Origin of the sequence: Caulobacter sp. DWR2-3-1b2, assembly GCF_049896345.1 — a bacterium.
Taxonomy (GTDB): Bacteria; Pseudomonadota; Alphaproteobacteria; order Caulobacterales; family Caulobacteraceae; genus Caulobacter.
Window position 1 is genome coordinate 141,987 of record NZ_JAFCUC010000003.1, and the last position, 13,219, is coordinate 155,205.

A 13,219-nucleotide genomic window follows, 5' to 3' on the forward strand; every position below is an offset into this window, starting at 1 on the left:
CAAAGACTACGGCCTCATGGTCGTCATCGCCGCCGTTTTGCGCAGCTGTCACTTCCATGACCCAGAGCGCCCGCGCCCCACCCCCTACTCCAGCCGCTTGATCGCCGCCTTCAGCGGTTTGGCGGCGTCAAAATAGTCCTCCCAAGCCGTGCTCTTGGCGAGCAAGCCGGGAACGCTGCGGATCGTGTACTTCGTGGGATCGAGGCCCGCCTTCACCTGAGTCCAGTTGAGAGGCATCGACACTGTCCCGCCCGGCCTGGCTCTCGCCGAAAGCGGTGCGACGGCGGTGCTGGTGCGGTCGTTACGCAGGTAGTCGAGGAAGATCCGCCCCTCCCGCGCCTTCTTGCTCATGGTGATCAGGTACTTGTCCGGCGCATCGGCGGCCATGCGAGCGCAGACCTCGCGGGCGAAAGTCTTGGCCAAGTCCCACGGCACCTTGTCGGATAGGGGCGTGACGATATGCAGGCCCTTGCCGCCGGTGGTCTTGCAGAAGCTGACCAGCCCCACCTCCTCCAGCCGGTCGCGGACCTCGCGGGCTCCGTCGATGACATCCTGGAAGGTGACGCCCGGCGCGGGGTCGAGGTCGAAGACCAGCCGGCCGGCCACTTCGGGGTCGCCCGGCTGGCAATTCCAGGGATGGATCTCGACGGCGGCGATCTGGGCGGCGGCGATCAGGGCCTCGAGCCGGTCGAACTGGATGTAGGGCTGCTTGTCGCCCTTCACGGTGGTCAGCTCGATCAGCGAGGACATCCCGCGCATGGCATGGCGCTGGAAGAAGGCCTCGCCGCCGATGCCGTCGGGCACGCGGATGATCGAGGCCGGCCGGCCCTTGAGGTGCGGCAACATCCAGGGCCCGACCGCTTCCATATAGCGGGCAAGGTCGATCTTGGTCCCCGGCGTTCCATCGACATCGGGCCAGAGGGCCTTGTCGGGCTTGGAGATGGTCACGCCCATCACGATGCTGTCGGTCTTGGCGGTCGAGATCGTGGTCGGAGCGGTCTTGCTTGTGGCCTGGGGCACGGCCTTGGGGACCGGCGTCGCCAGCTCGGCGGTCTCGGCGGAGGCCGGGACCTCGGCCTCGACTTCGGCGGCCGGCTTGTCCTCGCGCAGACCCTTGAACGAGGCCTGGCGGATCGAACCATCGCCAGTGAAGCCGGCATATTCGATCTCGGCCACCAGTTCGGGCTTCACCCAATGGACGTTGTCGGCCTTGCGCGGCGCGCCCTTGCCTTCGAACGGCGACTTGTCAGTCTCCAGCGCCTTCAGGCGCGGCAGCAGCTTGCCGACCTTGTCGCGGCGAAAGCCAGTGCCGATCCGGCCCACATGGGCCAGCTTGCCCTCGCGATAGACGCCGGCGATCAGCGACCGGAAGGCGCTGCCGGTGGTGGTGTAGCCGCCGATCACCACCTCATGGCCCGCGCGGCACTTGGCCTTCATCCAGCTGTCGCTGCGGCCGGAGCGATAGGGTGCGTCCAGCCGCTTGGAAATGATGCCCTCCAAGTCGAGCTTGCAGGCCGACAGCAGCACCGCGTCGCCGGCCGTCTCAAAGTGATCGACGAAGCGCAGGCGTGGCTCGTCCGGCTCCATCATCGCTTTCAGTCGCGCCTTGCGCTCGCGTAGCGGCAGGTCGCGAAGGTCCCCGCCTTTGTCGGTCAGCAGGTCGAAGGCGAAGAAGATCAGGTCAATGGTATTCCCGTCCGACAGCGCCGCCTGCAGGCCAGCGAAGTCAGGCTGGCCAGCGGCGTCCAAGGCCACCACCTCGCCATCGAGGATGCTATCGGGCAGATCCGCGGCGGCCTTGGCGATGGAGGTAAACTTGGCGGTCCAGTCCAGGCCCTTGCGCGTGCGCAGGGTGGCCCGGCCGCCCTCGACGCGCAGTTGGACGCGGTAGCCGTCGAACTTGATCTCATGCGCCCAGCCGGGGCCGGCCGGCGGGCGGTCCAGGGCCTTGCAGAGCTGCGGCTCGATGAAGTCGGGCAGGATCTGGAGCTTGGCCTTTGGTTTGCTGACCTTGGATTTGGCCTTGGGCTCGGATTTGGGTTCAACGGGTTTGGCGAACGTCGGCGTCTCTTCCGCATCGGCCTGCAGGGTCTCCCGCCCGGCCTTGGTCCGCGAGGTCCACACCGCGTCCTTCGTGCCCTTGGACTTCAGGATGAACGGCTTGGGCCCCTTGCCCTTACCGGCGGCGATGTCGGCCATGGTCCGGCCCGAGGCGATCGAGGCGTCGTCCTCCAGTAGGGCCCCGCCCTTCCCCGGCTGGGCGGCGTCGTCCTTATGCTTGATCAGCAGCCAGTTGGGCCGCTTGCTCTTGCCGTCCTTGGCGTTGCGGTCCCGGTTCATCCGCACGAGCACCCAGGAGCCGTGCAGCCGCTCGCCCTCGAGCACGAACTTCAGTTCGCCCTTCTTCAGCGCCTTGCCGATGTCTTCGAAACCCGCCTCGGGCGTCCAGTAGCCTCGGTCCCACAGCTGCACCGTTCCTCCGCCATACTGGCCCTGCGGAATGGTGCCTTCGAAGTCCCCATAGCCGAGCGGATGGTCCTCAACCTCGACCGCCAGCCGCCTGTCGGCGGGGTCCAGAGACGGGCCACGAGTCACGGCCCAGGATTTCAGCACCCCGTCGATCTCCAGCCGGAAATCATAGTGTAGACGCGTGGCCTCGTGCTTCTGGATCACGAACCGGGCATGGGGCGCGGCGGCCACCGCCTGCTCGCCGCTGGGCTCGGCAGTCTTCTGGAAGTCACGTTTGCGGCGATACTCTGCGAGTTGGCCCTCGGCCATGGCGACGCTCCTTGTCTGCGAGGAGAAATCGCCGCCCGGTCCGCCGGTTCCGGAGCGCGCGGCGTCGATCCGCTTGACTAGCGCCTTGGGCGCCTGAATGCGCCAGGCGCGGGCCAGCAAATCCGCCAATTCATCCTCGTCCACCCTGTCGAGCTGCACCAGCACGGCGGGAAAGCCGCGATAGTGGTCATCGTCGAAGAACCGTTCGGGCGCGACCTCGATCAGCATCTCCTTCTCGGGGAGCGGACAGCGCACCGCGATCACGCCGACGACCAGCTCGCGCCGGGCCTTGGGAGCGGCGCGAGCGAAATAGGACCAAGCGATGCCCTTGCCGTGGACCTCGAACGCCCGGCGCTGGCGCTCGCGGCTCGCCACGACTTCGGGCAGCGCGAGCGCCAGGCGGCGGAGGGTGACGAGATCAACCATGGAGGCAGGCAACCCCGGCAAAAGGAGCCTGACAATCCACTGCCACCGGTGTCGCTTGCCCGATTGTCAATGACACCGGTTTCCATTATGCAGTTTCTAAGCCTGTTAAACGGGACAGTAGAGTAGTGCGAGGGAGGATTCGCGGCGTGACCGTTTCCGAGGCCGAGAGCGAAGTGTTCGCGCCGGCGTCCATCGCTCAACAATTCGTGGAGGCGCGCCTGAAGGGCGTGTCGGTCCCCGGCTATCCGGGCGGCGTGCTTCCCCGGACCATGGCCGACGGCTATGCCGTGCAGGACATCGCGATCGATTCCTGGCCCGATGAACTAGTCGGCTGGAAGGTAGGCCTGGTGCCGCCGCAGCACCGCGAACGCCTGGGCGCCGAACGCCTGGCCGGCTGCATCTTCAAGAAGAACGTCTGGGACGCCACGTCGGCTCCCACCCCGTTCCGCGCTATCGCCGGTGGCTTCACCGCCGTAGAGGCCGAATTCATCGTCCGGCTAGGCAAGGACGCCCCAGTCGACAAGACCGAGTGGACCGCCGATGAAGCCGCGGAATACGTCGGTGACCTGCTGGTCGGCGTCGAGATCGCCGGCAGCCCGCTGGCTACCATCAATCAACTCGGCCCGCCCATCGTCGCCTCGGATTTCGGCAATAATGACGGCCAGATCCTCAGCACGGTCATAGAAAACTGGCGCGAGATCGCCTGGGAAGACATGCCGTCCGAGACCTTCATCAATGGCGTGTCGGTCGGCAAGGGCGGCGCGTTCTCGATCCCCGGCTCGCCGCTAGCCGCTCTGGCCTTCCTGCTGGGACACGTCGCCTCGCGCGGCAGACCCCTCAAGAAGGGCATGCTGGTGACCACAGGCGCCAGCACCGGCATTCATGACGTTGCGGCAGGCGACCAGGCGCGCGTAGACTTCGTTCCATTCGGGACTGTCGCCTGCGTCGCCATCCCGGCCTAAAAAACCGACGGGGGCGTCGGAAAAACAACAAGACCAAGGGTAAGGAAGTCCATGGACGCTCCAACGATGCCCGCTCCATCCGCGAGGATCGGGCGGTACAGATGGGTGATTGTCGGCCTGCTATTCCTGGCGATGGTGATCAACTATGTCGATCGCCAAACCATTGGCTTGCTAAAGGCTGACCTGAGCAAGGAATTTGGTTGGGACGAGACCCACTACGCTGACCTCGTCTTCTACTTCCAACTTGCCTATGCTGTGGCCTACCTGGCCTGGGGCAAGATCATGGACAGGATCGGGGCGCGCTGGGGCTTCGGTATTGCGTTCTTCATCTGGCAGGTCGCCCATATCGGCCACGCCCTGGCGCGTGGGTTCGGGGGCTTCGCTATTGCCCGCATGGGCCTGGGCATAGGTGAGGCCGGCGGCTTTCCCGGCGGCATCAAGGCCGTGGCCGAGTGGTTCCCCAAGAACGAGCGCGCCCTGGCCACCGGCATCTTCAACGCCGGCACCAATATCGGCGCCATCGTCACCCCGCTGGTGGTGCCGGGCATCGTTCTGGCCTTTGGCTGGCAGATGGCTTTCATCGTCACCGGGATCGCCGGCCTGGTCTGGCTGCCGCTGTGGCTGATCGTCTATCGCCGGCCGCGTGAGCAGAAGCGCCTGTCGGCCGCCGAACTGGCCCACATCGAGCAGGACCCAGCCGACCCCGTCGAGAAGATCGGCTGGGCCAAGCTGCTCACCAAGCGCGAAACCTGGGCCTTCGCCCTGGGCAAGTTCCTGATCGACCCGATCTGGTGGATGTTTCTGTTCTGGCTGCCCGACTTTTTGGGCAAGCGCTACGGCCTGGATCTCAAGACCTTCGGCCCACCGCTGATCGCCATCTATCTGCTCAGCGACGTTGGCAGCGTCGGCGGCGGCTGGCTTTCGTCCCGCCTAATGAAAGCCGGATGGAGTATCAACAAGGCGCGCAAGACGACCATGCTGGTCTGCGCCCTGCTGGCCACGCCCGTGGTTTTCGCCGCCAATGTGGACAGTCTTTGGGTCGCCGTGCTGATCATCGGTGTCGCCACCGCTGCTCACCAGGGCTTCTCGGCCAATCTCTACACCCTGCCGTCGGACGTCTTTCCGCGCGGCGCCGTGGGCTCGGTCGTCGGCATCGGCGGTATGCTGGGCGCGGTGGGGGGCATGGTGTTCTCCAAGTACATCGGCCGCGTACTGGACCAGATCGGCACCTACACCCCAATCTTCATCGTCGCCGGCAGCGCCTATCTGGTGGCCCTGCTGGTCATCCATCTGCTGACCCCGAAGATGGAGCCGGTGAAGGTCTAGGCCTTCATCAGCATCCGAAGAACGAGCCCCTGACCGTAAGGTCGGGGGCTTTTTCTTGCGCCCTATCCCGCAGAGGATTGGGTATAAGACGCCATGTCCTCACGCCTCCCCTTCAAGGTCGCCCTGGTCGGCTACGGCTTCGTCGGCAAGACCTTCCACGCGCCACTGATCACCGTCACGCCGGGCCTTGCCCTGCACACCGTGGTTTCCAGCGACCCGGTCAAGGTCTTGGCCGACCATCCGGCCGTGAAGGTCGCGCCCGACCTGGACGCCGCCTTGCGCGACCCCACCATCGACCTGGTGGTGATCGCCACCCCCGACCCGCTGCACGCCCGGCAGGCCCATGCGGCGCTGGACGCCGGCAAGGCCGTGATCATCGACAAGCCGTTCGCCGTGACGCTTGAGGACGCCCGCGCCGTCGCCGACCACGCCCGTCGCGCCGGCAAGCTGTTGAGCATCTTCCACAACCGCCGCTGGGACAGCGACTTCCTCACGTTGAAGGCCCTGATCGCCGACGGGTCACTCGGCGAAGTCGTCCAATACGAGAGCCATTTCGACCGTTTCCGTCCGATCGTCCGTGACCGCTGGCGCGAGGCGCCCGGCGCTGGCGTGCTGCTCGACCTCGGCCCGCATCTGATTGACCAGGCCCTGCAGCTGTTCGGCTCGCCCCGGGCGGTGTTCGCCGACATCGCCGCGCAGAAGGACGGCGGCCAAGCCGGCGATTATTTCCACCTGCTACTACGCTACCCGCGCCTGCGGGTTCTGCTGCACGCCAGCCAGATGACCATCGCCTCGGACCTGCGAATGGCCGTGCATGGCACGAAAGGCAGCTTCATCAAGCAGGGCCTGGACGCGCAGGAAGACGCCTTGAAGGCTGGGGTCGCCCCGGGCTCCGCAGGCTGGGGCGCCGATCCGCGTCCCGGGACCCTGGTTGTTCCCGATGGCGAGAGGACGGTCAGCCGCTCCGTTTCGGGCGAACCGGGGAACTATCCGGCGTATTACACCGCGATCCGCGACGCCCTGCTAGGCGTGGGACCCAACCCCGCGCCGCCTGAGGAGGGTTTAGCGGTCATGGAACTGATCGACCTGGCCCAGCGCAGCGCGGCCGAGGGCCGGGAACTGTCGCTGTGACCGACACCGATCTGCTGGCCGCCGTCGCCGCCCAGGAAAAGACTCTGGTGTTCGAGCGCTTCACCCTTGAGACCGCCTGGACGCTGGGAACCGCCCTGCGCGACCTCGCCCTGGCCCGGTCCGCCCCGGTGGCCATCGACATCAGTCTGCGCGACCGCCCGCTGTTCCACGCCGCCCTGCTGAGCGCGGGTCCCGACAACGCCGACTGGATCCGCCGCAAACGCAATACCGTCCTGACCCTGGGGACCAGCACCCTGGCCGTCGGCCTGAAGCTGAAGGCCTCCGGCGAGACGCTGGAGAGCCGATACGGCTTGCCGCTCCGAGACCACGCCGCCCACGGCGGCGGGTTTCCGCTGCTCCTGGCGGGCCTGGGCTGCATCGGCGCGATCACCATCTCGGGTCTGCCGCAGGTCGAGGATCACGGGCTGGTGGTCGAGGGGCTGGAAAGACATCTAGGTCTATAAAAATACCGCTCATCCCGGCAAATGCCGGGATGAGCGGTTGAAAGGTTGGATTTAGCCCTCCTCCGTCACCACCACCGCCGGCCCCGCGTCCCCTTCCCCCTCGTCGGTCGTCGGCGCGTCGGGCAGCGGCATCGGGCGTTCGATCCGCGCTCGGATCTCCGGGTCCTTCAGCAGCGCCACGCGCATTACCTCCCGAGCCCGCGGCGCGGCGGCGCTCGATCCGAACTGACCGCCGTGCTCGATGATCACCGACATGGCGTAGCGGGGATTGTCATACGGCGCGAAGGCGATGAATAGATTGTGGTCCTTGAGCTTCCAGGCGACGCCTTGGTTGCTGCGCGAGGCCCCCGCCGCATATTGGCGCACCTGGGCGGTGCCGGTCTTGCCGGCCATCTTGACGTCACCCAAACCGAGCTGACTCTGCTTGAAGGCCCCGCCGGTTGGGTCATTGGCCACCGCAGCCATGCCCGCGCGCACGATGTCGAGGTGTTCCTGGCTGAACGGCAGGTCGGCCACCGCGTCGCCGTGCGGCTGCTCAACCCCGCCCACCGACTTCACCAGGCGCGGGTTCAACGCCTTTTTCCCGTTGGCCAGCCGCGCCGTCATCACCGCCAACTGCAGGGCGTTGACGTTGATATAGCCTTGGCCAATCCCGTAAGGCACGCTGTCGCCGGGATGCCAGGTCGGGTCGAGCTTGAAGGTCTTCCTCTTCCACTCGCGCGTCCCCACCAGTCCCTTGCGCTGGCCGGGGATGCCGATGTCGAAGGTACTGCCGTAGCCGAAGGCCTTGGCCGTCGCGCTGATCGGTTCCGGCCCAATGCGCAGGGCCATCTGGTAGAAATAAACGTCGCAGCTGTTCTTGATGGCGTCGTGCATGTTCTGCGAGCCGTGACCGCCCTTCTTGTGGCAGTGCCAGACCCGGCCGCCGAACGACCAACCGCCGGTGCAAGTCACCCGCTCGGACGGATCCACACCCGCCGTCAGGGCCGCCATGGCCACAGTGGGCTTGAACGTCGAGCCAGGCGGATAGGTGCCGGTCATCACCTTGTCGAGCAGGGGTTTGCGCTCATACTCGGCCAGCGCCCGGTACTCCGGCCCCGACAGCCCCTTCACGAAGCGGTTGGCGTCGAAGCTGGGGGTCGAGACCATGGCCAGCAGGTCGCCGCTCTGGCAGTCCATCAGCACGATGGCGCCGCTCTCCTCGCCCATCACCTCAAGCGCCCGGTTCTGGATGTCGGCGTCCAGGGTCAGGCGGATATCGGCGCCGGCCCCCGGTGCGATGTCGCCCTCGGGATCGAGGCGCACGGTGCGGCCTTGGGCGTCGACCTCGGCCTTGGTGGCCCCGGCATGGCCGCGCAGAGCGGTGTCAAAAGCCTTCTCCACCCCCAGCTTGCCGATCCGGAAGCCGGGATGGTGCAGCAGCTCCTGGTCCTGGCTCGTATCGGTCTTGGCCTTGTCGAGGTCTCGGTCCGAGACCTTGGCCACATAGCCGATCACATGGGCGAAGGCGCCGCCGAACGGATAGACTCGCACCTCCCCCATGTCGGCGGTCACGCCGGGCAGCTCGGGCGCGCGGATGTTGACCCGGGAGAACTCCTCCCAGGTCATGTCTTCCATCACCGCCACCGGCGTCTTCTTGGGCGATCGCTCAAGGTCCTTGAGGATGCGAGCCCGGCGGTCCGCGTCGATGGGGACCAGCAGGGCCAGCTCGTCCAGGGCGGTTTCGGCGTCGAAGCCGGTGTCCTTGGTGACCAGCAGTCGGAAATTGGGCCGGTTGGAGGCCAGCGAAATGCCGTTGCGGTCGTGGATCGTGCCGCGCGGCGGCGACACCAGTCGGTAGTTGAACTGGTTGCCGGCCGACAGCTTCTGGTAGCGCCGGGCCTCCACCAGCTGCAGCTGGGCCAGACGTCCGCCCAGGGCCAGCAACCCGCCGCCGGCCAGGCCGGCCATCAGGAAGGCGCGCCGATGAAACACGCCCTGCCGTTCGTTGACCTCGGAGAAGAAGATCGTCGGTTCGCTCACGAAAGCGCCTCGGGCCGAGGCGTCCGGGAGGGTTCAAGCGGCGTCGCTCGACAGCGCGCGATCCGCGCGGCGGCCAGGGAAATCATGGTGTGAGGAGGGCCGCGTGTTGGAGTTGATTTCTCCGCAGAGTGGACCTGCGCCGTGGCTCGTCAATGGGCGCGGCGGGTTGGCTGAAAATATTTTCCTAAGGGAGTTCAGTCGCTCCGGCGTGGCCCTCGAGCCAGCCGCCGCTCTCGAGGTCTTTGGAACTCCGCACACGCGATAGTTTGCCGGACGAAGGGTTGAATGATCGACCTTGATCGCGCCAAGGTCCACCGCCTATGCATGCGTTTTCGGCTTGGTTCATCATGAGTCCTTCTCGTCCCCCGATCCGCCCAGAGGCAGAGCGCAATATAGCCTCCTATGCGGTGGACCTGGCTGCTGCGCTCGGCGGGCGCGCGGCGTTCACCCTGACGGGCGGCATGGCGATGTACCTCAACCGGGCCGTCTCGACCCATCCAGGCGTGACGGCGGTCTACAATCAGCACGAACAGGCCTGTGTCGCCGCCGCTGAAGGCTACGCCAAGGCCACGAATTACCGCAGTGCGGGTCTGGCGGTGGTCACGGCCGGGCCAGGGGTCACCAACACGATCACGAGCCTGTGCTCGGCCTATGGCGACAGCGCGCCGGTCATCGTTCTGGCGGGACAGGTCAAGACCGCCGACATCGACGCCTTCGGCACACGCACCCACGGCAACCAGGAGGTGCGGTCGCGCGCGTTGATTACCCCCTGCGTCAAACGCTTCACCCGGCTCACAGCGGCGGGTTTTCGCGAGGAACTGAGCGAGACCTTCTCCGAGGCCTTCGCCGGCCGCCCGGGGCCCGTGTTTGTGGAAATCCCGCTGGACGTCCAGAACGTGGCGGTCGACTACGCACCGGAGGACATCGAGGCGGCTACGCACGCAATCCGGGCCCGATCAGCGTCGGGGGTCGGGCCCGCGGACGTCTCATCCCTGACGCAGGCCCTGGGCTGGTTGCTCGGTGGCGAGCGTCCGCTTGTCTATATCGGTAATGGCTGCCGGCTGGCCCAGGTGGAGGCCGCGGCGCGCGGTTTCATCGAGACGCACGGTCTGCCGGCGGTGCTGTCCTGGGTGTCGATCGACCAACTGCCGGCTGAGCATCCGCTGAACTTCGGCGCGCCAGGGGGGCTGGCGCCGCTGTCGGCCAACCAAATCCTCTACCAAGCTGACCGAGTGCTATTCCTGGGCGCGAGGCTGGACCTGGGCACCACGGCCTTTCAACGGCATGACTTCGGGGCCCAGGCCGAGCGAATCATGATCGACATCGACCCCAGCGAACTGGCCAAGTTCGATGGCATGCCCAATACGCGCGCCGTGCGCGCCGACCTGACCGCCCTGCCCGCCGCCGTCGCGGCGACGCGGGATCAGCCCAAGGCCATGGCGGCGGGCTGGCTGACCTGGTGCCAAACGCGCCGGACGGAATATCAGGCCGACGAGCGCCGCCGCCTGACGGTCGACAGCCTGAACATCTACGGTATCGCCCAACGTTTGTCGGCTTGGTCATCGGGCAAGGTGTTCGCCCCTACCAGTTCAGGCTGGGCGATCGAGGCCTTCTTCCGCTTTTTCGCGCCGCGCCAGGGGAGCCGCATCTTCTTCGGAGCCTCGCTGGGCGCCATGGGTCTGGGCCTGCCCCAGGCCATTGGGGCCAGCTTCGGCTCTGACAAGCAGGTGATCTGCGTCGAGGCCGACGGCGGCTTGATGCTGAACCTACAAGAGCTTGCGACCCTGGCCCACTATGCCCCCAAGGGCTTCGTGTTGCTGGTGCTCAACAACGACGGCTACGGCTCGATCCAAGCTTCTCAGGTGCGCCATTTTGGCGCCGAGGGCGGGGCGAGCAAGGCCTCCGGCGTATTCATTCCGGACTACGGCCAGGTCGCGCCCGCCTTCGGCCTGCGTTATCTGCGCATCGACAGCCTGGCCGACCTGGACGCCTTGCTGCCGACCCTGGACGCGAACGCCCCGCCGGTGTTCGTCGATCTGATGATCGACGCCACGGAGTCGCGCGGTCCGGCGGTCAAGACGATGATCACGCCGGATGGCAAGCTGTCGTCTACCCCGCTGTCGGAGATCCAGTGGTAGGCGCGCTCCCTTTAAGCGAGCGCATCGCCAGCCGCTGCATCTGCTGTAACGGCGACCAGCTTCGCAAGTCACCCGCGATCCTGATGCCCTTCGTCGCCAAGCGAGTGTTCGATTGGGAACCGGTGGAGATCACCGAGGCCTGGGGCATGAAGACCCTGCGCCTGGGGATGGCCTATTCGCTATGCAACTCGCTGCAGTGCCGCGCGTGCGGGGCGCTGTTCCTGGACATCCGATTCAGCGACGCAGAGATGGCGCGGCTCTACAGCGGTTATCGCGACGCTGACTACACGGCCCTGCGCGAACGCTTCGAGCCGGGCTATACGACCTTCAATGACGCTCTTGCCGAGCGCGCGACTTACTTGCCCCAGATCGAGGCGATGATTGGCCTTCATCTGGGGGGGCCGCCGCATGTGCTGGACTGGGGCGGCGACAAAGGCCTCAACACTCCCTTCCGCGACAACGCCGCCAGCCTATCCGTGCACGACATCTCTGGCCTGACCCTCGCCGACGGGGTCGCCGCGGTCGACCGCAAGGGCATGGCCGAGGCGCGTTACGACTTGGTGGTTTGCAGCAACGTGTTGGAGCACGTCCCGGCGCCGGCCATTTTGCTGGACGACATTGTCGCGGTGATGTCGTCCGAAACGCTGCTCTACCTGGAAGTACCGCGCGAATCCTACATGATCCAGAACGACGGCGTCGAGAACCTGGCTGTTGGCAAGAAGTATTGGCACGAGCATATCAACTTCTTCACCGAGATGTCGATACGGATCCTGACCAACCGCCAAGGACTTGTGATCGTTCATTTCGAGATTCTTGAGACCGAAATATACGGTCGAACCGGGCAGCTATTCTGCGTAATTTGCCGAAAAGCCTAAATGTAACGAATCTCACTGCGCGGATAGGCCTCGCGGAAAAAGGTGTCCAGCTTCGAGAACTGCGACACCGTGCAGACGATTAACGCGCCGTCGATCCGCATGACCTCGGTGGGTTCCACGAAGGCGAAGCGGGCCAGACCGTCGGTCGCCAAAACGGCGGCGTTACGGTCGATGACCGCGATGATATTGTCTTTCAGGCAGTGTAGCGGACCGCCCGGCGTCAGGCTGCGATGGAAGTTGTCGCCAAAGCCGTAGACGAAGAATTTCCGATCGCGCAACTCGGCCTGAACCGCCGTCCAACGCGGCGCTTCGTCCCGTAGGTAGCCCTCGATCGCGGCAGGCACAGCCCGCTCGCCCTGGCGGTTTCGCAGGACGACATATTGCGCCGGATAGAACGCTCCCAGCGCGTAGGGCATGGCGTAGGTCCCGCCGGCCACGACGTCAAAGCCTTGCGGCGCGATCCTCAGGATTGCGCGCTGCGAGAAGTGATTGATGTGCAGCCGATCGACGTAATAGCCGAAATGCGGTTGCGGGAAGGTCGCATAAAGCTTCGGATCGGGCGTCTCGATGTGCACGAGGCCCCCTTCACCCACGAGGCCGAACAGTCCCTGGATCTGGCCGATATCGGCCATGTGCTCGACGACGTGGCTCAGGATCAGCAAGTCGTGGTCACCTGGCGGAAATTGGTCGCTGAACCGCAGGTTTGGCAGATCCGAGGGGAAGTTGGCGTTGACGTCGAAGCCCAGGAAATCGACCTGCGGGAAGCGCCCGGCCAGGACGTGGAGCAGGCCGCCGCCGCCGCAGCCGAAGTCCAGTACAGATTGAACCTGCCGCGAGCCGATCAGATCCGCGAGGATCTCGGCCTGGGGAAGATTGCGGTACTGGCCATGCCTCTGGGCAGCGTCGTTGGCGACCGCCGCGTAGTAGTCGCGGTAGCCGGGCGGATCCCGTGGCCAGGTAAAGGCGAAATCGCAGTCGGCGCAGCCGTGCAAAGCGACCTCGCTGGGCAAGTGCGGCTTCTCGCCAAAGCGCATCTGGGCGATGGGCGCACTGGCCTTGAGACCGCAGATCGGACAGGTCGGGGTCAGGACCATCGG

General features: G+C 65.9%; 9 protein-coding genes. 6 read left to right on the plus strand and 3 right to left on the minus strand.

All coding sequences use genetic code 11. The annotated features are described in order from the left end of the window. Positions 1-84: 84 nt before the first annotated feature. Positions 85-2,778 (minus strand): DNA ligase D, encoded by a 2,694-nt coding sequence (ligD, locus tag ACP694_RS10010; protein WP_426012558.1) that lies wholly within the window; start codon positions 2,776-2,778, stop codon positions 85-87. Between the two features lie 572 nt (positions 2,779-3,350). Between ligD and ACP694_RS10015 the strand changes: the two genes are divergently transcribed. The 4 genes from ACP694_RS10015 to ACP694_RS10030 all read left to right on the plus strand — a co-directional run bounded on the left by ACP694_RS10015 (position 3,351) and on the right by ACP694_RS10030 (position 7,087). Then, positions 3,351-4,166 (plus strand): 2-keto-4-pentenoate hydratase, encoded by an 816-nt coding sequence (locus tag ACP694_RS10015; RefSeq protein WP_426012000.1) that lies wholly within the window; start codon positions 3,351-3,353, stop codon positions 4,164-4,166. 51 nt (positions 4,167-4,217) lie between these two features. Next, positions 4,218-5,492 carry an MFS transporter gene (locus tag ACP694_RS10020; RefSeq protein ID WP_426012002.1) on the plus strand — a complete coding sequence of 425 codons (1,275 nt, stop codon included), beginning with the start codon at positions 4,218-4,220 and terminating at the stop codon, positions 5,490-5,492. A 93-nt stretch (positions 5,493-5,585) separates the two neighbouring features. Continuing rightward, the gene (locus ACP694_RS10025; RefSeq protein ID WP_426012003.1) at positions 5,586-6,623 is read left to right on the plus strand and encodes an oxidoreductase; all 1,038 of its coding nucleotides are present in this window, start codon (positions 5,586-5,588) and stop codon (positions 6,621-6,623) included. Further along, positions 6,620-7,087, plus strand: coding sequence for a heme-degrading domain-containing protein (locus ACP694_RS10030; RefSeq protein WP_426012004.1), 468 nt, complete (start codon positions 6,620-6,622; stop codon positions 7,085-7,087). Before ACP694_RS10025 ends, ACP694_RS10030 begins: the two co-directional genes overlap by 4 nt. Before the next feature lie 51 nt (positions 7,088-7,138). Here ACP694_RS10030 and mrdA read toward each other — a convergent pair whose 3' ends face one another. Beyond that, complete coding sequence (gene mrdA / locus ACP694_RS10035) at positions 7,139-9,109, minus strand: penicillin-binding protein 2 (RefSeq protein WP_426012006.1); 1,971 nt, start codon at positions 9,107-9,109, stop codon at positions 7,139-7,141. A 347-nt stretch (positions 9,110-9,456) separates the two neighbouring features. Between mrdA and ACP694_RS10040 the strand changes: the two genes are divergently transcribed. Further along, complete coding sequence (locus ACP694_RS10040) at positions 9,457-11,247, plus strand: thiamine pyrophosphate-binding protein (protein ID WP_426012008.1); 1,791 nt, start codon at positions 9,457-9,459, stop codon at positions 11,245-11,247. After that, positions 11,241-12,122 (plus strand): class I SAM-dependent methyltransferase, encoded by an 882-nt coding sequence (locus ACP694_RS10045; RefSeq protein WP_426012010.1) that lies wholly within the window; start codon positions 11,241-11,243, stop codon positions 12,120-12,122. The genes ACP694_RS10040 and ACP694_RS10045 overlap by 7 nt, the downstream gene beginning before the upstream one ends. Here the strand turns inward: ACP694_RS10045 and ACP694_RS10050 are convergent. Beyond that, complete coding sequence (locus ACP694_RS10050; protein ID WP_426012012.1) at positions 12,119-13,216, minus strand: class I SAM-dependent methyltransferase; 1,098 nt, start codon at positions 13,214-13,216, stop codon at positions 12,119-12,121. The two genes, ACP694_RS10045 and ACP694_RS10050, sit on opposite strands and share 4 nt — an antisense overlap. Between the last annotated feature and the right edge of the window lie 3 nt (positions 13,217-13,219).